Raw genomic sequence first — 26773 nt, 5'->3', positions numbered from 1 at the left:
CACGCTTTAGACCGGCAGCGTGACCGTGGCCCTCAGCCCACCAGTCGGACGGTTCGCCAGGATCACGTCGCCGCCATGCGCCCGCATGATATTGCGGGCGATCGGCAGACCCAGTCCAACCCCGCCCGTTTCCCGGTTCCGGCTCGGCTCGCCGCGATGGAATGGCTCAAATACCCGCTCGAGGTCCGCCGGTCCGATCCCCGGGCCTTCATCCTCGATCTCCACCACCACCAGCCGATTATCCGGCGACAGCAGCCGGACCATGGCCGAACCACCGTAGTTGATCGCGTTGGCGACCAGATTGACGAAAACCCGTTTCAGCGACAGCGACCTTGCCTGCACGGCCATGTGTGCCGGACCGTCATAGCCGAGTTTCTCCTGCACGTCCGGCCGAGCATCGCCGGCCTCGTCAAGGATGGTGCGCAGGAGTTCAGCGAGATCGATCGACGAAACCGACTCGGTTGTCCGCGCGTCGCGACCGAAGGCCAGGGTGGCGGAGACCATGGCCTCCAGCTCTTCCAGATCGACGAGGATCTTTGCCCGCTGCTCGTCGTCCTCGACGAATTCCGCGCGCAGCTTCAGCCGGGTGATCGGCGTGCGCAGATCGTGCCCGATCGCGGTCAGCAGTTCGGTGCGGTCCTGCACGAAGCGGCGGATGCGGGCGGCCATGGTGTTGAACGCGACCGCGGCGGTGGCGACCTCGGTCGGGCCATCCACCGGCAGCGGCGGCGCATTTACGTCGCGGCCCAACGCCTCGGCCGCTTCGGCGAGTGTGCGCACCGGTGCGATCAGGCGGCGCACCGTCCACAGCGTCAGCGCCGCGGCGGTCACCGTCATCAGCACGAAGGCGACCAGGAATGTGGGCGAGTCCCAGGGACGCAGCGGCTCAACCGTGCCGCTCACGTTCAGCCATTCGCCGTCCGGCAGATGCATCCCGATGACCACCCGCCGCATCGGATGATTGCCGTAGAACACCAATTCACGCCAGCGGATCTGCGGGCCACCGCCGACCAGCAGGCTCATGTTGATGCGCAGCAGGCGCTGCTCGATCGGCGGCATCCCCGGCAGGTTCACGTCGGGTGGCAGCGGACTGAGAACGGCGCTCAACTCCGGACCACGGTGCAGTTCCTTCAGGATCTGCGGGCGACGCGCGTCATCGGTCAGCACGATGGTGCGGTACAGGCTGACGACGCGCATCGCCAGATCGCGCGCCTGGACAAGCCGCTGCACGTCCATCCGGTCGAGTGCATGGATGGTCAGGCCAAGCCCCTGGACAATGATCAGGCCGATGAGAAGCACCGAAGCGGTGCGGCCGGCGAGGCTGGCGGGCCAGAGCCTGAACTTCCATTGGCTACTTCTCACGCGCGCTCCACCGTTGCCGCCAGGACATAGCCGCCGCCGCGGACGGTCTTGATGAGCTGGGCGTGGCGCCCGTCATCCTCCAGCTTGCGGCGCAGGCGTGATACCGCGACATCGATCGCCCGGTCGAACGGGCCGGCCTGGCGGCCGCGCAGCAGGTCGAGCAGCATGTCGCGCGTCAGCACCCGGTTGGCCCGCTCGACCAGCGCCAGCAGCAGGTCGAATTCGCCGCCGGTCAGCGGGACTTCCACATCATCCGGGTTCAACAGGCGGCGGCGAGCGGGTTCCAGGGCCCAGCCGCCGAACTTGTAGCCGCGCATGGAGACGCCGTGGCGCGGTTCGACGGTGTCACCGGCGCGGCGCAGCACCGCGCGGATGCGGGCGAGCAGTTCGCGCGGGTTGAATGGCTTGGGCATATAGTCGTCGGCGCCGAGTTCGAGGCCAATGATGCGGTCGGTCTCCTCGCCCATCGCGGTCAGCATGACGATCGGGATCTCGCCCTGCGTGCGCAGCCAGCGAGCCAGTTCCAGCCCGGACTCGCCTGGCAGCATCAGGTCCAGCACGACAAGCTGAAAATGTCCATTGAGCCAGGCACGCCGCGCTTCCTTGCCGTCACGCACGGCGGTGACGCGAAGGCGCTGCTTTTCCAGGAACTGGGCGAGCAGATCGCGGATTTCGCGGTCGTCATCGACGACGAGGATGTGGGGCGTCTGGTCCATGAATTGTAACATAGGCCCAGGTTCGGCCGGAAGGAACGACCGTTGCACTTTATTGCAATTCGTCGCCTGACAGAGCGGACCATGGCCGTGCTGAAGGGTCATGTATGCGGCGGTTGCCTTTCAGGGAGATATCGAATGCGCCAGGCTATCATTGCTGCCGCCGCGGCTTTCGTGATCGGGGGGATCGCCACCGGATCGGTGCTGTCGCAAGCGCAGCCGGCTCCGCCGCCGAGGCCGGTCGCCGATGGCGGGCCGGCGGATGGCCATCACTGGATGGGCTGGGGCCACCATCCGCGCCCCGGCATGGATGGCCGCCCATGGAGCGGTCGCATGGGAGGCCCAGTGGGCGGCAGGCGCGCGTTTGCGCTGATCTATCGGCAGGAGGACCGGGCCCTTTCATCCGCTGATGTGCAGAAGGTCGCCGAGGCGTTCTTGCTGTGGAATGGCAACCACACCTGGAAGGTCACGGATGTTGCGGCCACCTCGGACGGCTTGGTTGGTTTCAGCCTGACAACGCAAGAAGGATCTTTGGTGGCCAAGTTCACAATGGATCCGCATACTGCGCGGATCGAACGGGTTGGGTGAAACAGTTCTGAACGGCGCCATCAACCGCTGCGCGAGTGGTTCATGCTTTAGCTGAGGCATGAACCGGCTCACGCAGCGTTGGGAACATGCAGCTTACATCGTCAGCAATCTTGCGCGCTGGGTCGGCGCCGAGCCTAGGACTGGTCGTGTTGTACCAATGGCGTAAAGGGCACCGCGCATGAGCCACCAGGCGCAAAGCCATGGGGAGAGCGATTTAAAGCTGTTAGATGCACCCGCGCCAGGCGTCAGTGCTGCTGACATGTGGCAACGAGATGCCGCGACCATGCGCGCAGAATGACTGGTTTAGGGTCCAGATCGTGCATAAGCAGGGTTCACCTCCGCTCGTCATCCCGGCTGCCGTTGCCGTTCTCGCTCTGTGGACCTGTTCGGCATTCGCGGAAACCGGGCCGGTCGAGGCGTTCCGGACGTTCGGCCTGATTGGCACCTGGTCGCCGGATTGCCAACGCGAACCAGCACCCGACAATCCCCGTGTGAGCTGGAACGTGATTGATGGGGCGATCATCCATACGGTGACCTTTGATGGTCGTACTCTGGCACTTGTGGATACCGTCAGTTCGGCCGAAATCATGGATAATGACATCATCCGATTTACCGCGGTGCGGGCCGGCGGGTTCGCCTTGATTACAACACTGAGAATAATGAACGGGCGTATCCGCACCATTCGTTCAAAGGGTTCTGACGGACGGGTCTACTACGACCATGCAGTCGAGCTAGCGACCGGCAAGCCCAGTCTGATAGACGAACATTGTGCGGCGGTCATATCGTAGCAGGCAAAAATGGTATTGCTGGAACCATGGGATCTGGTTGACGCCAGCCGGAGCGAGCTAGAGCCGCCGCAACTTTGGCAAGCGTCCCGTTAAACCGGCCTTTATGGACATCCCCCAACCGCCACCGGCCGCGCTTGGCGCGATTGATACCCTAATCCGCCTCGATCCGGACTTCGCCGTCATTCTGGACCGCGCTGGTCCGCTGCCATGGCGGCGGCGCGAGCCTGGTTTTCCCGGTCTGCTACAGGCGATCGTGGCGCAGATGATCAGCAACCAAGCCGCCGCGGCAATCTGGGGCCGATTGCGAGCGATCCCCGGCGCGCTCGATCCCGCCAGCCTGATCGGGCTGCCGGACGAGGCCCTGCGCGCCGCCGGCCTGTCGCGCCCAAAGGTTATCCACGCCCGTGCCTTGTCCGCCGCCTTCCTGGACGGCACGCTCAGCGCGGACCGGATCGCGCTGCTTGATGACGAGGCGGCAATCGTCACCATTGCCTCGATCAAGGGCATGGGCCGCTGGACGGCGGAGATCTACCTGCTGTTCGCGCTTGATCGGCTGGATGTGTTTCCCTCCGGCGACGTCGCGCTGGCGGCGGCGCTGGCCGACCTGAAGTCGCTGTCCGCTCGCCCGGCGCCACAGGCGCTGCGTGAGCTTGCGGTCGCCTGGCAGCCGGTCCGGTCACTCGCCGCTCGTCTGCTGTGGCACCATTGGCGGCATATCACCGGGCGGCCGGCGATGGACGACTTTAAACTTCTGTGACAGGCGAAACGATGCTCCTGGCGATTGAAAAAGCATTTACCTCGCCGCACCTGATCGATCTGATTCTGGTCTTCACGGTGTTGGAGGCCGCGGCCCTGACACTGTGGTACCGCCGCACGGGACATGGCTTGCGCCCCCGGGCCGTTGGGCACCTGTTGCTGCCCGGCATCTGCCTGCTGCTAGCCCTGCGAGCGGCGCTCGCCGGTGTGGCCTGGCCCTGTGTGCCAGCGGCGTTGGCGGCGGCGGGGGTCGCGCATCTGGTGGACCTGCACGACCGCTGGTTTGGGTGACACCCCTCTGGTCAGGACTGTCAGCTTGGGTTTACACTCCTTGCATGGACTGGTTGACAGATTCCGGGCTTGATCTGCCGTCGTGCCGCTCCTTGCCGGCCCGCCACGCGGTCGTCATCGGCGCCGGCCTGGGCGGGCTGGCCGCCGCCATCCGGCTTGGCGCCCGCGGCTACCGGGTCACCGTGCTGGAGAAGCTTGCGGCGCCCGGCGGCCGAGCCTCGGTGTTTCGGCAGGACGGATTCACTTTCGACGCAGGACCGACGATCCTGACGGCGCCGTTCCTGCTGGAGGAGCTGTGGCGCCTGTGCGGCCGGAGCATGACCGACGATGTCACGCTGAAGGCGGTCTCGCCGTTCTATCGGATCCGTTTCCACGACGGCACCAGCTTTGACTACACCGGTGATCCCGATGCCATGCGGGCTGAGGTCGCCCGCCTGTCGCCCGGCGATGTCGCCGGCTACGAGCGCTTCATGCGCCTGAGTGAGACGACCTGCCGCATCGGCTTCGAGCAACTGGGCGATGTCCCGTTCGGCTCCCTGGGCGACATGGCGCGCATCGCGCCCGACCTGGTTCGTCTCGGCGGCCATCGCAGCGTCCATGCCGTGGTAAGCAAATTCATCAAGGACCCGCGGCTGCGCATCGTCTTCAGTTTCCATCCGCTGCTGATCGGCGGCAATCCGTTCACCGCCAGCGCGATCTACACGCTGATCCCGTATCTGGAGCGGCGTTGGGGCGTACATTTTGCCATGGGCGGCACAGGGCAGGTTGTCGGCGGCCTGGCGAACCTGATTGAGGGCCAGGGCAGCAGCATCCGCTACAATTCCGAGGTCGCGCGGATCCTGATGGCCGACGGGCGCGCGCATGGCATCCGGCTGGCCTCGGGCGAGACCATCACCGCCGACATCGTGGTCTCGAACGCCGATTCCGCCTGGACCTATCGCAAGCTGCTGCCGGCTGCGTCCCGCCGCCGCTGGACCGACCGCAAGCTGGACCGGTCGCGCTACTCCATGAGCCTGTTCGTCTGGTATTTCGGCACCGACAGACGTTATGAGGACGTGCAGCACCACACCATCCTGCTGGGCCCGCGCTACCGCGACCTGCTGCGCGACATCTTCAAGCGCAAGGTGCTGGCGGAGGATTTCTCGCTTTACCTGCACCGCCCGACCGCCAGTGATCCATCCCTGGCGCCGCCTGGGTGCGATGCGTTCTACGTGCTGTCGCCGGTGCCGAACCTGATCGGCGAGACGGACTGGCGTACCGCGGCCGAACCTTATCGGCGGGCGATCGCGGCGCATCTGTCGGCGACCGTGCTGCCGGAGCTCGAGCGGCATGTGATCAGCTCCAGACTGATGACGCCGCTGGATTTCCAGGACCGGCTGCTGGCCTGGCAGGGCTGTGCCTTCGGGCTGGAACCAGTGCTGACGCAAAGTGCCTGGTTCCGGCCGCACAACCGCAGCGAGGATGTCGCCGGCCTGTATCTGGTCGGCGCCGGCACGCATCCCGGCGCCGGCGTTCCGGGCGTCTTGTCATCCGCCAAAGTGCTTGATCGCGTGGTGCCACATGCCGCAGCTCTGGTCTGAGACCGAAGCCGCCGATATGGCGGCCTGCCGCGTGCTGCTGCGCGGCGGGTCCAAGAGCTTTGATGTGGCGTCGAGGCTTTTGCCGAAGTCGGTCTGCGATCCGGCGGTCGCGCTGTATGCGTTCTGCCGGGTGGCGGACGATGCGATCGATCAGGGTGGGGGGGGTGGAAGCCTGCAATGGCTGCGCGAACGCTTGGCGCTCGCCTACGACGGCAGGCCATTGCCGCTGGCTACCGACCGCGCCTTCGCCCGGATTGTCGACCGCTTCGCCATTCCGCGCGCCTTGCCCGAAGCGCTGCTGGAGGGGTTTGCCTGGGACGCGGAAGGTCGCCGCTATCAGACGCTGTCCGCGCTGCACGGCTATGCCGTTCGCGTGGCCGGCACCGTCGGCGCGATGATGGCGGTGCTGATGGGCGTGCGGGACGCCGAACGCCTGGCCGCCGCGATCGACCTGGGGGTGGCGATGCAACTGTCCAACATCGCCCGCGACGTGGGCGATGATGCACGCAACGGACGCCTGTATCTGCCGCTGGATTGGCTGCTCGAGGCAGGCATCGATCCGGATGGCTTCCTCGCCGCCCCGCGGCACAGCCCGGCACTCGGCCGGGTGATCCGGCGGTTGTTGACGACCGCGGACCAGTATTATCGTCGGGCCGGCGCCGGGATCGCGCGGCTGCCGCTGGCTTGCCGTCTTGGTATCGGCGCCGCACGGCTGCTCTATGCCGAGATCGGCCAGGAAGTGAGCCGCCGGGGGCTGGACGCGATATCCGAACGCGCCGTGGTATCCGGGCGGCGCAAGGCCTGGGTGCTGGCAACCGGCCTGAGTGGGATATTGTTGCCATTGCGACCGCTGTCCACCGCATCGGTGCCGGAGGGCGCCTTCCTGGTAGAGGCGGTGGTGCAGATGACGCCGCACGCGGGCTTCAGCGATGCGGCGGCGCCATGGTGGGATCTGGTGGAACGTCTGCGTTGGACAATCGATCTGTTCGAGCGGATGGAACAACGGGAGCGGATTCGAACCTGAAGGAGGCGTGAGATGCATGATTGGCTGGGAGTGGCACTGTTCGCACTCGGGCTTGGGCTGATCGTATCCGGCGTGATGAAACGCCGAAGCCGGTTGCGCGCCGTGGTCGCGCCGGGCGCGATGCGGCCGGAATTCGCCGCGATGGGTGAGATCGTTCGGCCGATAATCCTGTTGTTTGTCGGGATTTTCGCGCTGAAGATGTCACTGTTCTACTTCGTGTTTGGCGGCCGGAAATACCTGACGCCGCTGGATTTCGGTGCACTGCTGTTCGTGTTGCTGAGCTACTCGGGCTGGCTGATCGCAGCAACCACCAAGCGCAAGGTGCAGGCGCCTTCCACCGCCGCGGACTCGGACGCGTCCGGGGTGCGGTCGGCGGCATGAGATGGCCCAGCGGTGTGCAGTGGGAATGGGCGGTCGGCGAGTTCATGGTGCTGGGGTTCCTGGTCTGGGAACTGTTCCACCTGCGCCGGATCCAGCGTCGTGACCGAGAGCAGGCGCGGCAGGCGGAAGCGGTGCCTCCGGCCGACTGAATGGGGCCTTTGCAACGTCGCACGATCGGGGAATTCTCATGACCGACACGGTTGATCGCGTGGGATATCGTTACCTTCCAGGCCCGTTCCAGTACTCCGCCGGCGTCGCCGCGCTGCCGGGCTTCGCCATCGAGCGCGTGCGCTGTGCCAACCCGATTCCCTTGAGCGAGGGATTTCGCCGTATCGAGGCGGGCCTGACCGCCGCCGGCCTGCCGCTGACAGCGTTCTGTGCCTGCGAGTTGCGGTCGCCGGCGCCCTTCACCGACGCCGGTTTCACCGCGTTCAACCGCGACTATGTCGGCACGCTGGAGCGGTGGGGGATCGTGGCGGATGACCGTAACCCGGTGGCGCGGAGCAACGTGTGCCCTGAACTGAACCCGCCCGCGACGCCCAGTTTCCACGCGTATTGCTATGTGACTCCGTCGACCGGTTCGGCACACTCGTTCGTATGCGCCGGCAGCGGGGAAGCGCGGGAGGGCAGCGGGCCGTACCGCGACAAGACGGTCCGCCATGGCGAGACCGGGGCGGACGCGATCGCGGAAAAAGCGCGCTAAGTCCTGGAGGTGATGGAGCAGCGCATGGCGTCGCTCGGCGCCACCTGGGACGCAACGACGGGGGTGCAGGTCTATACCGTGCACGATCTGCATCCTTTTCTGGGTGATGAGATCGTTTCGCGCGGTGCCGCCAGGCATGGCCTGACCTGGCATTTCTGCCGGCCGCCGGTGATCGGCCTGGAATATGAGATGGACTGCCGAGCGGTGGCGGTGGAACAGGTGGTGGCGGCGTGATGGAGGCGATTCAGCTCAATCTGTTCTAATCCATTATGGCCGGGCTTGTCCCGGCCATCTGCCCCCAGTGTTTGTGCGCGGATGGCCGGAACAAGCGCGTCCATGACGGATTGGTGCAACTTGATCGAAAACCGCTCTAACTCGCCGACCAGTTATCTATATCTTGCTTGATATTACATGCTCCATTCCACATAATCACCGGGCTGTACTTCAGTCCGGTGATTCATAGTTTGTTCCAACAGTCGCCGCTTATCGAAAATAAATAATGGAACCTGCTTACTCGCGCGTGTCTCGTTAACCAAACTCTAAAGTTCGTGCCCGATCCTGGCTGCACAGTAACCCATAGATGCAGCCGATCATGTTTGTTTTGCGCCCCCGAAGCTTTGACCGGCTAGCTTACACCGATGGCGACGTGGCCCTGCGCCCGATCTCCTTTCGGACTCCGTTCACGCGCACGGCGATCCCGCTCGGCATCGGCAGGGCCATTGCCAAACGCGCCGAGGACATCGTCCTCGCGCTGACCGCACTGATGGTCCTGATGATCCCGATGCTTGTGGTTGGCAGCCTGATCTGCCTGACAAGCCAAGGGCCGGCGCTGTTCCGGCAGGAGCGTATCGGCCGCGACGGACGCCGGTTTGTCATGCTGAAGTTCCGCACGATGCGCCATGCGGCGGAAAGCCCGACCGATTGGCGCCAAGCCACCCGTGACGATCCGCGCGTCACCCGGATCGGCGGGTTTCTGCGGCGCACATCGCTGGATGAACTGCCGCAGCTTCTGAACGTGCTGAGCGGCACGATGTCGCTGGTCGGTCCGCGGCCGCATGCGATCGGCACCTGCGCCGGCGGCCGTCCCTTCGAACGCATCACCCACCGCTACGCCGCCCGTCATTGCGTCAAGCCCGGCATGACCGGTCTGGCACAGGTGCGCGGCTGGCGCGGCGAAACCGACACCGAGGACAAACTGCTGCGCCGCCTGGACAGCGATCTCGAGTACATCGCGACCTGGAGCCTAAGCACCGACCTGATGATCCTATGCCGCACCATTGTCACGGTGGCGCGCATGCTGAACGCCTATTAGATGAGACCGCATTTATCATGACGCTTGTCATCGACAGGCCGCCGCTCGGCATCACCTCGTTACAGGACGCCACGCGCTGGCTGTCCGAGGAAAGATCGCTGGAGGAACGGTTTGGGCTTGTGGCGAACCAGCCGCGTGTCGCGGTTCTGATTCCCTGCCATAATGAAGCAGCGGCGATCGGCAAGGTTGTCACGGACTTCCAAAACGCCCTGCCCGGCGCGACGATCTACGTCTACGACAACAACTCCACCGACAGCACGATGCTGCATGCAAGGGCCGCCGGAGCGATCGCGCGGCAGGAAGGTCTTCAGGGCAAGGGCCATGTCGTACGTCGCATGTTCGCCGATGTCGATGCGGATGTGTATGTCCTGGTGGACGGCGACGATACCTACGATGCGGCTGCCGCACCCGCCATGCTGAAGCTGCTGATAGATCGGCAACTCGACATGGTCATCGCCGCCCGCTTCGGCGCGACGCGAAACACCTATCGGCGCGGTCATCGCATTGGCAACATGGTGCTCAGCGGCCTGGTCGGCTGGGCCTTCGGCGGCGGCATCAGCGACATGCTATCCGGCTACCGGGTGTTCAGCCGACGCTTTGTGAAATCCTTCCCCGCCCTCTCGGTCGGGTTCGAGACCGAGACGGAATTCTCGGTTCATGCGCTGGCGCTGCACATGCCGGTCGTGGAGGTGCGGACGGCCTACCGCAATCGTGCCACCGGCTCCGCGTCCAAGCTCAACACGGTGATGGACGGGATCCGCATCCTGCGGGCAATTGCGACCTTGATCCAGCAGGAGCGGCCGTTGCAGGTGTTCTCCCTCGCGGCACTGATACTGCTGACCGGTGGCATCGGGCTTGGCATTCCGGTGGTGGTCACGTTCGTTCAAACCGGCTTGGTGCCGCGGCTGCCGACCGCGCTGCTTTCCACCGGGCTGGTGCTGCTGGGGTTCCTGTCGCTGGCCTGTGGGCTGATCCTGGATTCGGTCTCGCGCGGCCGCAAGGAATTGAAACGACTTGCGTATCTGGCAATCCCGCCGCTGGAGTACCCGGAATGACTTCTGCACCTTCCTCGGCAGTCATTGATCGGCCAGACCTGGTCATTCACGAACGGGATGGTCTCGAAGTCAATGGAAGAATAGCGGCTGCAACTGAGGAGCGGCCGATGCAATCCGTTGTGACATCGAGAGCGCAGCGTGCTGGCGCAAGCGACGTGTGCATTGATCGACAGCATTCCAGCCGGGGAAAGCCGCGGACTAGCGGCATAAGCATGCCTTTCGAGCGGCCCATGAGCCTGCCTGGAGCACCGGCCGCCAAACAGGCAAGCAACGTCACGCCCCTGAGCCTGTTGTTTGGACAAGAAACAAGTTTCCAGACGATTGTTTCACCACCCGTTGATATCAGCGCTCGGCCGGTGACAATCCGTCACGTCGCCGGTGCCGGCGCCCCACCGGTCGGCCGCTACGACGTGGACATGATCATGCTTTCACTGGATCGGGTGGAAGACACCATCGCCGCCATCCGATCCGCACTCGGCCAGACCGGTCTTTCGGCGCATCTGACGATCCTCGACCAGGGGTCTCGGCCCCAGGCGCTGGACCGTCTGGCGGCGGAGGTCCGCGGCCGGACCGACGCGACCCTGCTGGCGGCCGATGGCAACCTTGGTGTGGCGGGCGGCCGCAACCTGACCTCCGGGCAGGGGCATGGGCGCGTGATCGTCGCGTTGGACAACGATGCGGAATTCGCCACCGCCGACACGGTCGCACGGATGCTGATCGCATTGGATGCCGAACCGCGTCTGGCAGCGGTGGGATGCCGGATCGTCACCCATGCCGATGGACGGGACGATATCGGATCCTGGGGTTATCCCAACAGCCTGCTGCCCTGCGCCGGCGAGTGCTTCGACACGGTCACCTATGTCGGCGCCGGCCATGCCTTGCGCCGGACGGCGTGGGAACAGGCAGGCGGCTACGACGGCACGCTGTTCTTCTGCTGGGAGGAGTTCGACTTCTGCCTGCGCGCCATCGCGCTTGGCTGGCGGGTGCGCTACCGCGGCGACATCGTGATCCGTCACAAGGTCAGCGCCGAGCGGCGCGTCGCCTGGTCCGCCGACAGATGGTTCTATTTCGTGCGGAACCGCCTGTATATCGAGCTGAAACTGGGCCGGCGCTGGGCTGAACTGGCGCCGCGGGCAATGGGCTACCTGCTGAAGGGATTGCGCAACGGGCTGCTGATCCAGACCCTGCGGGCGCTGTCGGCGGCGCGCGGCATGGCGCCACGCAAGGGCAGCCGGAATGGCAGCCGGATGCTGCCGCGGGCGGCTGCCGCCTATGTGGCGCGCAACGACAAGGCGCACCGCGGATCATTTGTCACTCGCATCAGACACGAGGTGCTCGGCCGGCTTCGCCATCCGCAAGGCGCTGTCGCAGCATCAGACCGATGATGCGCGGGCTATCGATCAGGTAGCGCCGCGCCATCCGCCTTGGATTGGTCGCCAGGCGGAACAGCCACTCCAGCCCCGCATGCTGCATCGCCACCGGAGCCCGGCGCTGCGCCCCGGTCAGGAAGGCCAGGGCGGCGCCGATGCATAGCCCTGTTCCAGTGGCGGCACCGGTCGCGGCGATGGCGGCGGCAAGGTGTTCCTGCCGTGGCGAACCGACCGCCAGGAAGACGAACCGCGCCGGATTGACGCGGACGAAGTCCACCGTCGCGGAGAACGCGGCCGGATCCTTGTCGAAATCCATCGGCGGGTCGAAATGCGCGGGTTCGGCCAGTCCGTACCGGTGACACAATTTCGGTAACCAGGCCGGCGACAGGCCGACGATGGTGATACGCTCCCCGCAATGGACGTGGTTCGCCAGCAGCCGTTCGGTCAGGTCGCTTCCGGTCACGACCTGAGGTGCGGTCAGGCCGAGCAGACGGGCGAGACCGCCGACGACACGAGAATCCAGCAGGCACAGGGCGGCACCATGATAGATCGCGCGCAGCGTCTGGTCGCCAGCCAGGCGCACCAGATGATCGGCGTTCGGGGTTACCACGTAAGAGAACGGCGCCAGAGGCGGGCGCGCGGCGATGTGCGAGGCGGCCTGGTCCACCGTCAGATCAGCAAAGTCGAGGCCAAGCAGCAGGCGAGAGCTGATCATAGTGCGAAATGAAATGTCAGGAGGGTCAGGCTGCGGCTGTAACCGGTCGCCAGGCTCTGCGACTCGGACGTTCGCGTTGCGGACGTTTGCGCCGAGGCCGAACCGCCATGCAGATCGGTCTGGTCGTAGGTGAGCGACAGGCGCACCGACCGGTTCAGCAACCAGGTGACGCCGGCGCCGGCGGTGAAACCGCTCTGGCGGCCGCCCTGGAAGTAGTCCGCCTGCTGGAGGCCGACCGACGCTGTCAGCATGACATTGCGCAGGTATTCGTGGTCGACGGTCAGACGCGCGGTGGAATAGGTCAGGCCGGCGATGCCCTCCTGCGCGGCGTCCTGCGTGTCGCGGCTGACGCCGGCGTGGATCGTGGTCATGCCGCTGGGCGACCAGCTTGCCTCGGCTTCAGCGATCAGCGTGTTCTGCGGCCGGTAGACCGAGGCGGTGAACTGGCGGGTTTCGCCGCCCAGCAGCAGCCGCCAGCGCCAGACCGTGTTGGCGTCGAAATCGAACCCGGTCAGGACCTGAAATGCGTGGGAATTGGTGGACGGCTGGCCGGATGGGATGTGCGTGTAATCCTGGCCGAGGGCGCGGGCCACGAACAGGATGTTCCGCAACGGTGCCAATTCATAGCGGAGGGTCAGATCACCTTGGCCGACGATGCGGTCGCGGTAGGCCTGGCTCGCCGGCAGTCCCAAAATCGTGGTGTTGTTTAACCGCCAGTTCGCTACGTCCAGGTTCGGCGTCAGGCTCCAGCTTCCGTCGGTCAGCGTGTAGGCGGCGCGCAGGTCGTCGACCTGAAAGGCGATCGGGCGGTCGCTGATGATCGTGTCGATCTCGCCACGGTCCTCGTGCCGCGACGCATGGGCCGCGGCGATGGTGAGTTGATCCTCGCCGATGTCGATCCGGCCGCCGGCGGAGGCGCTGACATCGGTGCGGTCCTGGCTGGGCAGCGAGAGGTAGCGCGTGTTCTGCACGGTCACGGCGGCGCCGACCTGGTCGCGCGGCCAGTCCGATCCGAAGATCAGCGCGGGTGCGGTGGTGACCTGCCAGCTACCACGTCCCGCCGAACCAGGCAGCACGTTGCTGTTGTAGCCAATCGATTCGTCAATTGAAGGAAAGATCTGGAAGGCGCCGTCGCGCAGACCCAGCGGGGTGAAGTCGGGATGAAGGCGGGATTGGACAGTGACGCCCGGTGCGGTGTCGTATCCGGGCACACCCTCGGGAAACAGCGACGGAAGCATCTGCGCCGTGGCGCTCTCGGCGATACAAAGCGACAAGCCTGCCAGGAGGCTCGAGGAAAGATATCGCCGTGCCTGCATGACGGCGAAGCATGCGGCGGAATGCCTAATATTTTGTTAACGGGTTACGCTGGTCTGCGAGGCGCGTGAGGCGCCGATGTAGGGCGGGCGGTGCGTCCAGAGTTGAAGGTGCTGTTCATCACCGATGTGCCGAAACCGCCGCGCTTCGGCATGGTCAACTGGCCCAAGGCATGCACGTGCTGACCAAGTCGTTCGTGATGGACATGTTGGCAAGCCGGATCAAGAGCTTTATTACCGGTCTGTAAGGCTGTCAGACCAAGGTATAGTCGGGTTGATCAGAATCGTTTTTATCGTGCCGCTCCGTGTTTTGTCACGACCATGGCCACGGCTGCCGAATGCACCGGTCGTGGCACATGCTGGCATGGGTGGCCCGGATCGGCCGCGCCACGACGAAAAAGGCGTTGGCAGCGGGATGTCGCCCGTGACCTTCAGGGCAGCCTGACCGATGGCGTCCGTATCCCAGGATCAGGTGCCGCACCGGCTGATCATCACGCTGTGCACCGTTGGCGCGACGTTGATGCAGGCGCTCGATCAGACGATCGCCAACGTGGCGTTGCCCTATATGCAGGGCAGCCTGTCGGCGACCTATGACGAGATCACCTGGGTGCTGACTTCCTACATCACCGCCGCGGCGATCATGACGGCGCCGGTGGGCTGGCTGGCGGCGCGGTTTGGCCGCAAATACCTGTTCATCACCTGCCTGGTCGGCTTCACCATCACCTCCATGATGTGCGGCGCCGCGCAGTCGCTGCCGCAGATGGTGGTGTTCCGGCTGCTGCAAGGGGTGTTCGGAGCGGCCCTGGTGCCGCTGTCGCAGTCCACCATGATGGACATCTACCCGATCGAGCAGCGCGGCAAGGCGATGGCGATCTGGGGCGTTGGCGTGATGGTCGGGCCGATCCTGGGACCCACCCTGGGCGGCTACCTGACCGAGATGTACAACTGGCGCTTCGTCTTCTACATCAATCTGCCGTTCGGCATCCTGGCAACGCTGGGCCTGCTGTTCTTCATGCCGCGCTCGCATCCCAACTTCAACATGCGCTTCGACTGGATCGGCTTCGGCGTGCTGTCGATGGGGATCGGCGGCTTGCAGATGATGCTGGACCGCGGCCAGGACCAGGACTGGTTCGGTTCCACCGAAGTGATCACCGAGGCCATACTCGGCGGGTTGGGCATCTATCTGTTCATCGTGCACATGATCACCGCCAAGAAGCCGTTCATCCCGCCGCTGCTGTTCAAGGACCGCAATTTCGCCGCCGGCGTCGTGATGATGTTCGCGGCGGGCACCATCCTGGTGTCCAGTTCATCGCTGATGGCACCCTGGCTGCAGAACCTGGCGAATTATCCGGTGGAAGCGGCCGGCCTGATCATGGCGCCGCGCGGCATCGGCACGATGTTTGCCATGATGACCTGCGGCCGGCTGGCGACCAAGATCGACCCGCGCAAGATCATGGCCTGCGGCATCCTGTCGCTGGTCTGGTCGCTGTGGGAGATGACCACCTGGACGCCGGACGTGGCGCAGTGGCGGATCATCGTGACGATCATGGTGCAGGGCGCCGGCATCGGCTCGATCTTCCTGCCGCTGCAGGTGCTGGCCTTCGCCACGCTACCCGGCCAATACCGCACAGATGGCGCTTCGCTGTTCAGCCTGTTCCGCAACATCGGCGCCGCGGTTGGCGTCTCGGTGACCACGTCGATGCTCGCGCGCAACACCCAGGTCCTGCACGAGCAGATCGGCGCCCTGGTAACGCCGTTCAACCGTGCCTTGCAAGGCGGCGGTGCGGTCAGCCGAAGCTGGAATCCGGCTTCGCCGCATGGCGCGACGGCGCTCGACCACATCGTCAACCAACAGGCGCAGATCATCGCCTATATCGACGACTACAAGATGATGATCTTCACCACCCTGCCGTCCCTCCTGCTGCTCCTGCTGATGCGCCGCCCCCGCCTGAGCTCCGCCGCGCCAGCCGAGGCACATGCGGCGTTGGATTAGGGCATGGTGGGCGTCAGCGACAAGGCAGGCGAGGGCTCTGCCCCTCGACCCCGCCAAGGGCTGACGCCCTTGCAACCCATTTAGGGGTTTGGGCGAGAGGGGGCGACCGAGGCGATCGCAACGGCTGTGTCGCCCCCTCTCCGCCAAACCCCTGGACGGGGATCAAAGGGGCATCCGCCCCTTTGCGGGTCCAGGGCAGCGCCCTGGTCTTCCTTGGCCCATGCTCAACCCCTAAACCCGCGCCGATGCGGCTTCGGGCAGGTGCATCCAGGCCGGTATCTGGGGGATGAGACGTGCCGCGCCGCAGTGCAGTGGGTGGCCGAGGCTATCGAGCCGCAGTATGGCAAGACCGGACTGATCCAGGCTGGAGCGCATGGTGCCGACTTCGACGCCGTCTCGCAGCACCGGGGTGCCGGGTGGCGGAAGCGGGCCGTCGATTGCCACCGGCACCAGGCGCCGCTTGACCAGGCCGCGGTATTTCGTCCGCGCCGTCAGTTCCTGTCCCATGTAGCAGCCTTTCGTCCAGGACACCCCGGCGAGTTCATCGAAGCCGGCCTCCAGCAGCACGCTGCGGTCGGTTTCCATGTCGCGAGACCCGTCCGGCAGGCCAGCGTTCAGCCGGTGGCGGTCCCAGTCCACGGGCGAGGCATTGGTTTGAAGGTCGGCGGCGGACAGAATGCGCCAGGCAAAATCCGGCAAGCGCGGATCAGGCGCGACCGCACCGGCGACGCCCGGCTGGCCACCCCAGGCGACATACACTTGCGACTGCACATCCTCCGCCAAGGCCACCCGCATGCGCAGGCGGTAGCGGGCCAGGCGCTGGATTAGCATGGGGATCTGTGCCCGCTCGCAATCCAGCTTCAGGGACCCGTCCACGGCGAAGACGAAGAAGTCGGCCAGCCACTTGCCCTGCGGCGACAGCAGCGCGGCCCACACCGCCTGTCCGGGCTTCGCCGCGGCGACGTCGTTCGACACCAGTCCTTGCAAGAACGCGACGCGGTCGTCGCCTTCGACCGTGATGACGCCGCGTTCCGAAAGATGAGCCAGCCGTTTCATGTCTGTATAGTGGGCGTTGGACCCGCCGACGGCAAGTCGCGGAGCGTCAGGCCGCGGTGATGCCACGGTAAGCGTGCGAAAGCCGCATCCAGGCGTCCCGTCGCGCCTGGCCCTGACTAGCCAGGCTGGCGCGGGCCAGGAACGCCGCGCGTGACCGGAGGGCAATCGACCGGCGTAGATCCTGGTCGCGTACCATCCAAGCCAGCGCCTCATACCAGGCGCCAGCATCATTCGGGACAAGCTGCCCGGCGGGACCGTCGGTGATGGAGCCTTGATAGACAGGCGTGTCCGACGCCATCACGACCATGCCCATCGCGGCATAATCCATCGCCTTGATCGCCGACTTGCTTCGGTTGAACGGCGTGTCCAGCAAGGGCGCGAGACCGATGTGCCAGGCCGGCCGCACCGAATTCATCCAATGCACAAAGCCAGGGTAGGACTGCCGCGCGTGGATCGAGGTGCCAATCCGGTTTACCCCGGCCGGAAGATCGGTCTGGCTGGTCATGCCAAGGACGTCGACGCTCACCCGGTCGCCATACTCCGCCTTCAGTCGGCCGAGTGCCGGCGCGATCATTGCGAAGTCACTGTCGTGCGTGCTGGTTCCCATGCACAGGAAGCGCACCGGATCGACCTGGAGCGGCGGCGGCGCGTCTGCGTGGTTCCAGATCCGCTCGTCCAGCCCGTTCTCGATGACCACCGCATCCTCGCGGATCGACGACAGCCGCTCCGCCAGGTTCGGCGTGGAAACCCAGACGACATCGGCATGATCCAGCATGCGGCGCACGACATTGGCGCGCGGGCGCAGTTCCCGCGCATCGGGGTGCGTGCGGGGGATATTCAGCAGGTCATCGTCCAGATCGAACAGCAGGGTCGCACCGGTCCGCCGCGCATGCGCCGCCAGCGCGTCCGCGGCGGCGATGTCGGGCAGCGCGTAACGCTGCGTCACGATGATGTCCGCCTGACAATCCAGCACCGAGTCCGCATCGGCCAACATCAGCCTGAACCCATCGCCGATGGCGGGATGGTCGAGCGGCTGAAGCAAGCGGATATAGGCACAGGGCGACAAGGCGCCGTTGTCGAAGCGCTCGGGCACGATCGCGATGATCGGCTTCGCGCTGAGCCCCACCAGCGGACGTCCAGCCGGCGGGCGTCCACCCCGCAGGCGCGCGGCCGGTAGATCCCCGGTTGGCACAGGCTGCGGCCTTGGCACAAGATAACGGTCGTCATAGAAATCCGGGCCCGGCTGCCTGGGCCACGCGGGGGATTTTCCGGTGTGTTCCCGCAACGCCCGCCGCACCTCGTGAAACACCGCGATCCAGTCGTTCGTCGATGCCCGATGGTCCACCAACCATGAGAATGGCCGTCCGGCCAGACGTTCGGGAAAGGACCCCAGCTTCGTTGCCACGATCGGCAGGCCGGCGGCGATCGCGGCGCTGAGCGTGTAGCTGTAGGTCTCCGGCGCGGAAGATGGCAGCCAGACGACGTGCGGCCGGACCTTGCGCAACAGCCTTGGAAGGTCTTCCTCGTTGTATCGGCCGGTCTGCTTGATTAGCCTGGCTGCTGGTTGCGGAAAGGTATCTTCCAGATAGCCGATCAGATGGATTTCGAGCGTTCCAGGCGCGGCAGCCTCCGCCAGGGCCGCCACCGCACGCGAACCCTTGTGATTCGCAAGCGCTCCGAGAAGGCCGATCCGAAGCGGCGCGCGAGGAGACGGTCCTGATGGTTTTTCTACAGCAACAGAACACTCTGCCGCTGTCGCATGTTCGTGCGGAACGACAATCGCGCGGGCGTCCAGGCCATGACGCTGGAGCCGGGTTTTCACGTCCGCGCTCGGGCAGATGACATGCTCCGCCTCCTGGAACTGCCAAACGCGCTCCCGTCGCCAGGAGACGATGTCCCGTGCATCATGGGCGCCGGGATTATGCGCGATGCAGGCGTTGCAGCCCGCGACGTCCGGCTCGCCGCAATAAAGGCTCTCCGGCCAGGGCAGCAGGTTTATCTGCGGGCAGATCGCGTAGTAGTCGTGCACCGTCACGTCGAACGGCACGCCAAGGCGGTGGATCAGCCGGCGTATGTCGATGTCCATGCGTACCAGGTGATGGACATGGACGCGGGACAGGTTCATCGACCGCAGCACAATGACCAGGTCGTCGATCTGATCCGCGGGCAGTGTCAGAACCGGATGTTCGGGCAGCAATGGCAGCGACAGCGCGGCGCCGCGGCTGGTTCCTTCCAGCAGCAGAATGCGCGCGGTGTCGCGATAGCGCTCGACCAGGCCGTCGATATGCCGCCGGACGCCGCCGCCTAGGCCGTGCGAAATCATCAGGATGACCGGCAGGTTCGACGCGCGGAACAACGCCGCGGTGACGGCGAAGCGAGACGGCGCGACCGCATCCAGGGCCACGTGCTGGGCGAGGGTCCTGCCAAGGGTTTGCGAGTCATTACACATGTCAGTTGAAGCAGCGTGGAGGCCGCTGGACGCTCTCTCCGATCGGTTGCCGCCGCTGACAGAACCTTGATGGTGAACGAAGATATCGCAGGCGAGCCGATGCCCCCAGCCCATGGCGGTGGCACGAAGGCAGAATTTCTTATCCGCGCCAAAGCCGAGGGAGGCATGCCTGGAGTCGAATAGACCGACTTCCCGCAACGCCTGCCGGCGCATGTACATGCAAAAGAGCAGCGTCGTGGGGACGTCGATGGAGCGGCCGCGATTGGCGGTCCGGCATGCCTGGTCGAGTTGTGCCGCGGTCTGCCCGAACACGGTCGGGCCGCCCGCACGATCCGGATAGCCGCAGATCGTCGCGGTGTTCGAGAATGGCGAGACGGTGGCGATCCCAGGTCGGGCGTAGGCCTGAGCGGCCAGACGGCGGAGCCACCCATCCGGCACCGCCGCCCTGTCGGGAAGCCCAGCAGGGGGAAGCCCAGCGGGGGGAAGCTCGGCGGGAACCACCATGTCGGTGTTCAGCACCACGACATCATGGTCGCCGGCGGCCTGGATGCCGCGGTTCACCGAGGCGATCAACCCCACCTTGCGCGGGTTTCGTATCAGATGGATCCGCCTGTCCGCGGCGCACTGCCGCAGCCAACCGATCAGCGACGGCTCGGGCGACCGGTCGTCAACCACGATCACCTGTCCCAGCGGCTTGCCCTGGTCCGCCAGAACGGCGGCAATGCAGCGTCGGGTCTCCTCCAGGCCCCCGGAGACCAGGATGATGACATCGACCACGAGCTTGCGCGGAAGCGGCAGTGCCGAATGCCGGGATGCAAGGTAGTCGCGGATGTCAAACGGCTTTTCGGTCGGATAGCCGAGCGCCTGGCCAACCTGAAGGTGGTGGAGCAACGGGTTGTCCGCGGCTTCCGGATGCTCGTTGACATAGTAGACGGCGTCGAACCTGGGATGCGGATTGCGCAGCTCCGCCGCACCTGTCCACAGGTAATGCTGCAACGGATTCAATCCGCTGGTGGCGACATCCGGATAATGTCCGGCGTACCACGCGCTGTCGAAGAAACCGTTTGGGTCGCGCTTCTCGTCGGCGCCATGAAGGATGAAGTGCCGCACTGGCTCGATGTTGGCCGCCGCGATATCAGGGTGCCTGACCAGGTACCAGGCTGGATCGACAAATGCCGCCGCCAGTCGGCTGAAACCAGCTTGGCTGGCGGCTTCGGAGGCGACAACGGATGGCTCGGGTGAGTCGCTGGCCATTCGTCAAGCTCGATGCGGAACGTGGTCAGGCGAGCGGGGCCACCATTCTGGCAGGATGAGACCTGCTAATGGGTCAGCCGTCATGTTGGTTGGCATGAATCTCATTCAGCGGCCTCAGGCGGCCGTGTCGGCGCGTCTGGCGGATCGCGCCTGCATCCAGGCATCGCGCCGCGCCGCCGCCTGGCCGGCCAGGGTGCCGTGGGCAAGGAAGGCATCCCGCGCCCGCGCCATCATGGCGCGGCGCATATCCTGGTTCCGCATGAGCCAGTCCAACGCGGCATACCAGGCCTCGGGCGAATTCGACACAAGCTGACCGGCCGGTCCGTCAGCGACCGAGCCGCGATAGACCGGCGTGTCGGAGGCCAGGACCAGCAAGCCCATCGCGGCGTAGTCCAGCGCCTTGATGCAGGACTTGCCCTGGTTGAACGGCGTGTCGAGCAGCGGCGCCAGGCCGATATGCCAAGCCGGCTGCGCCGCGGTGAGCCAGTTGACGAATCCTGGATAGGACTGGCTGGCGTGGATCGATGGGCGAATTCGGTTCAGCCCGGCCGGGAGTTCATGCCGGCTGGTCATCCCGAGTATGTCGATCACCAACCGGCCGCCATATTCGTTCTTCAGCCGCAGCAGCGTGGGCTGGATCATCGCGAATTCCTGGTCGTGCGTGCTGTTTCCCATGCAGAGGATGCGCACCGGCTCGGCGTGAACGGGTCCGTAAGGCGGCTGCGTCCAGATCCGCTCGTCCAGCCGATTTTCCAGCAGAACCGCGTCCGGGCGGATCGACGACAGCCGCGCGGCGAGGCCAGCCGTGGACAGCCAGACGACATCCGCGACATCCAGCATGCGGCGCACGGCGTGCGCCCTGATACGCCGCGCCCGCGCGTCGAGGTGGGTGCGCGGAGCGTCCAGCAGATCGTCGTCGAGGTCGAACACCAAAGCCGCGCCGGTGCGGCGGGCATGCGCCGAGACGGCGTTCACCGCCTCAATGTCGGAAATGGCACATCGTTGCGTGACGATGACATCGGCCGCCTCGGTGAACACGCCCTTGGCGTCCGTGACCCGCACGTCGGCATCGCGCGCGATGGCCGGGTAAAGCAGCGGCTGGAGCAGCCGGACATAGGCACGGGGCGTCGGATAACCGGATTCGAAACGCTCCGGCACGATGGCGACACGTCGACGTGGGTGTTCCCTGGGCTGTCCCCTGGGCTGTCCCCTGAACTGTCCCCTGGGCGGGCGCGGCGGATAAATCGTGGGCACCTCGGCGGGAAGCAGATACCGCTCGGCATAGAAGTCAGCGACCGGCGGCCGCGGCGGGGTGTCGTCGATCGGACCTTGCTTGCGCAATGCGGCGCGGATGTCCTCGAAAAGCGCGACCCAGGATCGGGGTGCGGTCGCGACATCGGCCAGCCAGGTGAGCGGCCGTCCCTCGAGACGTTCGCTGAAAGCGCCGATCCGCGTGGCGGCGATGACGGCACCGGCGTCGACCGCGGCACTGAGGGTGTAGCTGAACGTCTCCGGCCAGGTCATCGGAAACCAGATGATGTGCGGCGCGATCGACCTGATCAGCGCCGGCAGGTCGGCATCGTCGTAGCGTCCGGTGATCTTCATGCGTTTTCGCGCCGCGTCCGGAAACGGGCCGTCGGTGTGGCCGATCAGGTGGATTTCGGTGGTTTTCGGATCGACCGCCTCGGCCACGGCGGCGACGGTGCGGGCACCCTTGTGATCGACCAGGGTGCCCAGCACGGCGATCCGCAGGCGCGTGTGGGCGAGCGATGGGACGCATAGATTCCAGGGGCCCGCGGCGACGGGTTCATGCGGTGCGAGCACGGCCCGGTCGGCCAGACCGTACCGCTGCAGCCGCGACAGCACATCGGCGCTCGGACAGAGCACCCGGTCGGCCTCGTGGAATGGCCAGGCCCGCTCCGCTCGCCAGACCAGGATCTCGCGTGCGCCATGGGAAGCGCGGTGGGCGATGCAGTCGTTGCAGGCCGCGACGTCCGGTTCATTGCAATACAGGCTGTGCCGCCAGGGCAGCAGGTTGATCTGCGGGCAGATCGCGTAATAGTCGTGCACTGTCACGTCGAACGGCACGCCGATCCGGTGGATCAGTTGGCGCATGTCGATGTCGAGGCCGAGCAGGTGATGGATGTGAACGCGGGACAGGTTGGTCGACCGCAGCAGCAGGATCAGATCGTCGATGCGGTCCGCCGGCAGGCTCAGCACCGGATGGTGGGGCAGGGCCGGAACCGAAAGCGCCGCGCCCCGGTCGGTTGCCTCCAGCAGCAGCACGCGGGCGGCGTCGTGATACCGCGCCACGAGGCCGTCGATGTGCCGCCGGATGCCGCCGCCCATGCCGTGCGTGACCATCAGGATGACCGGCAGCCCGGATGTCCGGAACAGCGCCGCGGTCAGGGCGAAGCGGAACGGATCGGCGGCGCCCAGGGCGACGTGCTGGGCGATGCTTCGCGTATAGCCGGGAAAGCGTTCAAGGATCAGTTGCATGGCGCGGGCGGACAGCGTCCGCATCCTGTCGCCGAAACTGACCGAGCCCTTATGATAGACGAACGTATCGCAGGCCAGCCGATGCCGCCAGCCGCGGGCGCTGGCGCGCAGGCAGAAATCATTCTCCTCGCCGTAGCCGACGGTGAAGCGTTCGGCGTCGAAGTCGCCGACGTCGGCCAGCGCCTCTCGCCGGATATACATGGCGAAGCCGACCGTCGTCGGCACGTCGACCCAGCGCCCGGCATTGGCGGTTTGGCAGGCCGCGTCGATCCGCGCCAGGGTCTGCCCGAACGCGATCGGGCCGCCGGCATTGTCCGGGTAGCTGCAGATCGTCGCATTGTTGGACAGCGGCGAGACGCTGGCGATCCGCGCGTCGGCATAAGCCTGCGCCATCAAGCGGTTCAGCCAGCCGTCCGGTACCTCCGTGTCGCTGTTGAGCAGCACGACATCATGCTCCGCGGCGGCTGCCATGCCGTGGTTCACCGAAGCAACGAAACCGACGTTGCGTTGGTTGCGGAGCAGGTAGATGTGCCCGTCGGCCGCCAGGTCCCGGAGCCATTCGGTCAGCCCCGGCTCGGGTGAGCAGTCATCGACGACGATGATGCGTCCCAGCGGCCGATTGTTATCCGCCAGGACCGAGTTCAGGCAGCGCCGGGTCTCCTCCAGGCCGCGATAAACCGGAATGACAATGTCGGCGAACACCCGGTGCGGGAGCGGCAAAGCCGGCTCCTCGGAGGGCAGGTAACCGCCGATCTCGACAATCCTTTCCGTTACATACCCGCGCGCCTCGCCTTCTCGCAGATGGTAGAGCAACGGGTTGGGCGCTGCCTCGGGATGCTGATCGACGTAGTGGACGGCATCAAACCGGGGGTGCGGATTGCGCAGTTCGGCGGCCCCCGCCGCAAGGTAATGCAGCAGCGGATGAAGCCCGCTCGCCGCGACATCCGGATAGTGCTCGTCGTACCAGGCGCTGTCGAAGAATCGGTTGGGATCGCGCCTTTCCTCGGCGCCGTGACGAATGAAGTGCTGGAGCGGGTCGAGGCCGGACGCGCTGATGTCGGGGTTGCGGGCGCGATACCAGTCCGCGTCGAAGAACCCAGCCATCGACCGCATGATCGCGGCCTCCCGCGGGTCGACGGGCGGACCGGCGGCGGCCGGGTTCCGCGGCGCGTGATCCGGCATCGGCTAGCGACGTGCGCGGCGATGCAAGCGAGTCCGAGCCGGTCGGTCGTCTTGGCAATGTTGGCAATCGCCCTTGTCGTCAGCGGCCGCGCGACGGCCGCTCGACGCCTTGACGATGGTGTGGCGCAGGACATTTTGGTTGCACGGATGCATCAAAATTTCAACCCAAAATGGCATTGTTCCCCCAATGACAACCGTATCTGTCCTATACGGCGTGTGGTCACGATCCAACAAGCAACAATGTGCCCGCGCCCAGGGCCAAAAGCAGAATGGGATTGGTGTTCGTCGCGCCGAACAGCGCGGTGCTGATGATGGTGATGCTCCACGGCAGCCAGCCAGCCTCGGTGCCGCGCATCAGCGCCAGGCCGCTGGCGAAGGTCAGGCCGACGGCGACCGGTGCCAGCGCGCGCTCCACCAGCGGGCGCCAGGTGGAGCGCGCGGCGCGGTGCCAGTAGCGGCCGACCACGTGAACCGCGAGGCAGGAGGGCGCGAACATGGCGATGAAGGACACCGCGGCGCCGATCAGTCCGGCGGCTTTCAAGCCGATCAGCAGCACGATCAGCGATCCCGGACCGGGCGCGGCGCGGGAGATCGCGAACATGTCGAGGAATTCCCTGGCGGTGAGCCAGTGGTGCTGGTCCACGGCGGCGCGCTGCATGGCGGGAAGCACGCTGGTGCCGCCGCCGAAGGCCAGCACGGACAGCATCGCGAACAGGCCGGCCAGTTGCAGCAGCACCGGATTCATGACGGGCGCGTCAGCCAGGCGGCCAGCAGGCTGACCGGCAGCATGACCAGCAGCACGCGCAGCAGGGGGAATCCCAGGATGCCGATCGCCACGGTGACGGCGGCGGTCACGAGGACCGGCACCAGGCCGTTGATGTTGCGGACCGCCAGTCGCACGCCGGTGCCAAGATTGAGGCCGATTGCGACCGCCCCCATGCCGGCAAGCGCGCCGCTCAGCCAGGCCGACCCGGTATTCGACCGGGCGTGCAGGTACAGCATGCCGGCGAGCAGCACGATGGCGATCGGCAGGGCGGTCAGGCCGGCGAAGCAGGCGAGCGCGCCGGCGGCGCCGCGCATCTGGGTGCCGATGAACACCGCCAGGTTGACGTTGGTGGCGCCCGGCACGAGCTGCGAAAGGGCGTAGCCCGACAGGAACTGCTGGTCATCGAGCCAGCCGCGCTTCTGCACGACCTCGCGCCGCGTCCAGGCGGCGACGCCGCCGCCGAAGCTCATCATGCCGATGCTGACGAAGCTGAGGAACAGCGAGGCCAGGGACGGTGGGCTGGTCGATCGGGTTTGCATGCTTGTATTCAAGCCTGTCCGGGTCAGGCTTGACAGGGGCAATTCGGCGGAGGCAACGGGAGCGGGGCGATGGAATACAGGTCGTTGGGTGCGAGCGGATTGAAGGTCTCGCCGCTGTGTCTGGGAACGATGATGTTCGGCGGTGCGACGGATGATCCGACGGCGGAGCGGATTGTCGCGCGGGCGCGCGATCAGGGGGTGAACTTCATCGACACGGCGGACGCCTACAGCGGCGGCCGGTCGGAGGCAGCGGTCGGGCGAGCGATCAGCGAGCACCGGTCGTGGTGGGTGCTGGCGACGAAATGCGCCAACCCGACGGGGCAGGGGCCGAACGCGCGCGGCCTGTCGCGGCGCCACGTGCAGCACGCGGTGGAGGCCAGCCTGCGGCGGCTGGCGGTGGACACGATCGACGTGCTGTACCTGCACAAGGAGGATCATTCAACGCCGCTTGCGGAAACCGTGCATGTGCTGGCCGACCTGATCCGCGCCGGCAAGATCCGCGGTTTCGGCGTTTCGAACTACCGAAGCTGGCGGATCGCCGAAATCTGCCGGTTGTGCGACCAGGCCGGCATCGATCGGCCGGTGGCGAGCCAGCCGCTGTACAATGCGCTGAACCGGGAGGTCGAGACCGAGCACCTGCCAGCCTGCGGCTATCTTGGCCTCGGCGTGGTGCCATACAGCCCGCTGGCGCGCGGTGTGCTGACCGGCAAGTATCAACCCGACGCGCCGCCGGCGGCGGACACCAGGGCGGGGCGGCAGGACCGGCGGATGCTGGAATCGGAATGGCGGCCGGACAGCCTGCGGATCGCCCGTCGGATCGCCGATCATGCGCGAACACGCGGGGTTTCGCCAGGCCAATTCGCCATGGCCTGGGTGCTGAACAACCGTTTCGTCACGGCGGCCATCGGCGGTCCGCGGACCGAAGCGCAGTGGGAGGATTACGTTGGTGCGATGTCGTATCGGCTGGATGCGGCGGATGAGGCGCTGATCGACGGGCTGGTTTCCCCCGGGCATCCATCGACGCCGGGGTATAATGATCCGGCTTATCCGATCGAGGGGCGGATGCCGCGGGGATAGCTTGTTG

General features: G+C 65.9%; 24 protein-coding genes. 15 read left to right on the top strand and 9 right to left on the bottom strand.

The window, feature by feature from the left end; genetic code table 11:
* Positions 1-6 precede the first annotated feature (6 nt).
* Both ACQY4S_RS02970 and ACQY4S_RS02965 read right to left on the bottom strand, forming a co-directional pair.
* The gene (locus tag ACQY4S_RS02970; RefSeq protein WP_428483706.1) at positions 7-1362 is read right to left on the bottom strand and encodes an ATP-binding protein; all 1356 of its coding nucleotides are present in this window, start codon (positions 1360-1362) and stop codon (positions 7-9) included.
* Complete coding sequence (locus ACQY4S_RS02965) at positions 1359-2078, bottom strand: response regulator (RefSeq protein WP_428483705.1); 720 nt, start codon at positions 2076-2078, stop codon at positions 1359-1361. Before ACQY4S_RS02965 ends, ACQY4S_RS02970 begins: the two co-directional genes overlap by 4 nt.
* 81 nt (positions 2079-2159) lie before the next feature.
* Between ACQY4S_RS02965 and ACQY4S_RS02960 the strand changes: the two genes are divergently transcribed.
* The 13 genes from ACQY4S_RS02960 (at position 2160) to ACQY4S_RS02900 (ending at position 11938) form a co-directional block, all read left to right on the top strand.
* Positions 2160-2663, top strand: a complete 504-nt coding sequence (locus tag ACQY4S_RS02960; RefSeq protein WP_428483704.1) for a hypothetical protein — start codon at positions 2160-2162, stop codon at positions 2661-2663.
* Positions 2664-2890: 227 nt separating this feature from the next.
* Entirely contained in the window at positions 2891-3451 is a 561-nt protein-coding gene (locus ACQY4S_RS02955; RefSeq protein WP_428483703.1) for a hypothetical protein, read from the top strand.
* 103 nt (positions 3452-3554) lie between these two features.
* Complete coding sequence (locus ACQY4S_RS02950) at positions 3555-4208, top strand: DNA-3-methyladenine glycosylase family protein (RefSeq protein ID WP_428483702.1); 654 nt, start codon at positions 3555-3557, stop codon at positions 4206-4208.
* An 11-nt stretch (positions 4209-4219) separates the two neighbouring features.
* Positions 4220-4498 carry a hypothetical protein gene (locus ACQY4S_RS02945; protein ID WP_428483701.1) on the top strand — a complete coding sequence of 93 codons (279 nt, stop codon included), beginning with the start codon at positions 4220-4222 and terminating at the stop codon, positions 4496-4498.
* Between the two features lie 44 nt (positions 4499-4542).
* On the top strand, positions 4543-6078 hold the full coding sequence (locus ACQY4S_RS02940; RefSeq protein WP_428483700.1) for a phytoene desaturase: 1536 nt from the start codon (positions 4543-4545) through the stop codon (positions 6076-6078).
* Positions 6059-7102, top strand: a complete 1044-nt coding sequence (locus ACQY4S_RS02935; protein WP_428483699.1) for a phytoene/squalene synthase family protein — start codon at positions 6059-6061, stop codon at positions 7100-7102. Before ACQY4S_RS02940 ends, ACQY4S_RS02935 begins: the two co-directional genes overlap by 20 nt.
* 12 nt (positions 7103-7114) lie before the next feature.
* The gene (locus ACQY4S_RS02930) at positions 7115-7483 is read left to right on the top strand and encodes a hypothetical protein (RefSeq protein WP_428483698.1); all 369 of its coding nucleotides are present in this window, start codon (positions 7115-7117) and stop codon (positions 7481-7483) included.
* Entirely contained in the window at positions 7480-7632 is a 153-nt protein-coding gene (locus ACQY4S_RS02925) for a hypothetical protein (protein WP_428483697.1), read from the top strand. The genes ACQY4S_RS02930 and ACQY4S_RS02925 overlap by 4 nt, the downstream gene beginning before the upstream one ends.
* Before the next feature lie 38 nt (positions 7633-7670).
* Positions 7671-8186, top strand: a complete 516-nt coding sequence (gene cnbZ / locus ACQY4S_RS02920) for a 2-amino-5-chloromuconate deaminase CnbZ (protein WP_428483696.1) — start codon at positions 7671-7673, stop codon at positions 8184-8186.
* Positions 8187-8210: 24 nt separating this feature from the next.
* Positions 8211-8420, top strand: a complete 210-nt coding sequence (locus ACQY4S_RS02915; RefSeq protein WP_428483695.1) for a hypothetical protein — start codon at positions 8211-8213, stop codon at positions 8418-8420.
* A 358-nt stretch (positions 8421-8778) separates the two neighbouring features.
* The gene (locus ACQY4S_RS02910; protein ID WP_428483694.1) at positions 8779-9498 is read left to right on the top strand and encodes a sugar transferase; all 720 of its coding nucleotides are present in this window, start codon (positions 8779-8781) and stop codon (positions 9496-9498) included.
* A gap of 17 nt (positions 9499-9515) precedes the next feature.
* The gene (locus ACQY4S_RS02905) at positions 9516-10553 is read left to right on the top strand and encodes a glycosyltransferase family 2 protein (RefSeq protein ID WP_428483693.1); all 1038 of its coding nucleotides are present in this window, start codon (positions 9516-9518) and stop codon (positions 10551-10553) included.
* A 230-nt stretch (positions 10554-10783) separates the two neighbouring features.
* Positions 10784-11938, top strand: coding sequence for a glycosyltransferase family 2 protein (locus tag ACQY4S_RS02900; RefSeq protein WP_428483692.1), 1155 nt, complete (start codon positions 10784-10786; stop codon positions 11936-11938).
* On the opposite strand, the gene ACQY4S_RS02895 is transcribed toward ACQY4S_RS02900, so the two are convergent.
* Both ACQY4S_RS02895 and ACQY4S_RS02890 read right to left on the bottom strand, forming a co-directional pair.
* The gene (locus ACQY4S_RS02895) at positions 11874-12638 is read right to left on the bottom strand and encodes a WecB/TagA/CpsF family glycosyltransferase (RefSeq protein WP_428483691.1); all 765 of its coding nucleotides are present in this window, start codon (positions 12636-12638) and stop codon (positions 11874-11876) included. The two genes, ACQY4S_RS02900 and ACQY4S_RS02895, sit on opposite strands and share 65 nt — an antisense overlap.
* Complete coding sequence (locus tag ACQY4S_RS02890) at positions 12635-13912, bottom strand: outer membrane beta-barrel protein (protein WP_428483690.1); 1278 nt, start codon at positions 13910-13912, stop codon at positions 12635-12637. Before ACQY4S_RS02890 ends, ACQY4S_RS02895 begins: the two co-directional genes overlap by 4 nt.
* A 487-nt stretch (positions 13913-14399) precedes the next feature.
* On the opposite strand from ACQY4S_RS02890, the gene ACQY4S_RS02885 reads away from it, so the two are divergent.
* The gene (locus ACQY4S_RS02885; protein ID WP_428483689.1) at positions 14400-15944 is read left to right on the top strand and encodes a DHA2 family efflux MFS transporter permease subunit; all 1545 of its coding nucleotides are present in this window, start codon (positions 14400-14402) and stop codon (positions 15942-15944) included.
* A 231-nt stretch (positions 15945-16175) separates the two neighbouring features.
* Here the strand turns inward: ACQY4S_RS02885 and ACQY4S_RS02880 are convergent, their stop codons facing one another.
* The 5 genes from ACQY4S_RS02880 to ACQY4S_RS02860 form a co-directional block, all read right to left on the bottom strand.
* Complete coding sequence (locus tag ACQY4S_RS02880) at positions 16176-17000, bottom strand: YgfZ/GcvT domain-containing protein (RefSeq protein ID WP_428483688.1); 825 nt, start codon at positions 16998-17000, stop codon at positions 16176-16178.
* A 46-nt stretch (positions 17001-17046) separates the two neighbouring features.
* Complete coding sequence (locus tag ACQY4S_RS02875) at positions 17047-20703, bottom strand: glycosyltransferase (RefSeq protein ID WP_428483687.1); 3657 nt, start codon at positions 20701-20703, stop codon at positions 17047-17049.
* A gap of 114 nt (positions 20704-20817) precedes the next feature.
* Positions 20818-24384 (bottom strand): glycosyltransferase, encoded by a 3567-nt coding sequence (locus ACQY4S_RS02870; protein ID WP_428483686.1) that lies wholly within the window; start codon positions 24382-24384, stop codon positions 20818-20820.
* A 220-nt stretch (positions 24385-24604) separates the two neighbouring features.
* Complete coding sequence (locus tag ACQY4S_RS02865; RefSeq protein WP_428483685.1) at positions 24605-25129, bottom strand: chromate transporter; 525 nt, start codon at positions 25127-25129, stop codon at positions 24605-24607.
* On the bottom strand, positions 25126-25689 hold the full coding sequence (locus ACQY4S_RS02860) for a chromate transporter (protein ID WP_428483684.1): 564 nt from the start codon (positions 25687-25689) through the stop codon (positions 25126-25128). Before ACQY4S_RS02860 ends, ACQY4S_RS02865 begins: the two co-directional genes overlap by 4 nt.
* A 69-nt stretch (positions 25690-25758) precedes the next feature.
* Between ACQY4S_RS02860 and ACQY4S_RS02855 the strand changes: the two genes are divergently transcribed.
* Positions 25759-26766, top strand: a complete 1008-nt coding sequence (locus ACQY4S_RS02855; protein ID WP_428483683.1) for an aldo/keto reductase — start codon at positions 25759-25761, stop codon at positions 26764-26766.
* Positions 26767-26773 lie beyond the last annotated feature (7 nt).

Origin of the sequence: Rhodopila sp. (genome assembly GCF_965276935.1) — a bacterium.
Lineage (GTDB): Bacteria > Pseudomonadota > Alphaproteobacteria > Acetobacterales > Acetobacteraceae > Rhodopila.
The sequence above is the reverse complement of the archived record's forward strand: the minus strand, read 5'-3'. Positions and strand labels throughout refer to the sequence as shown.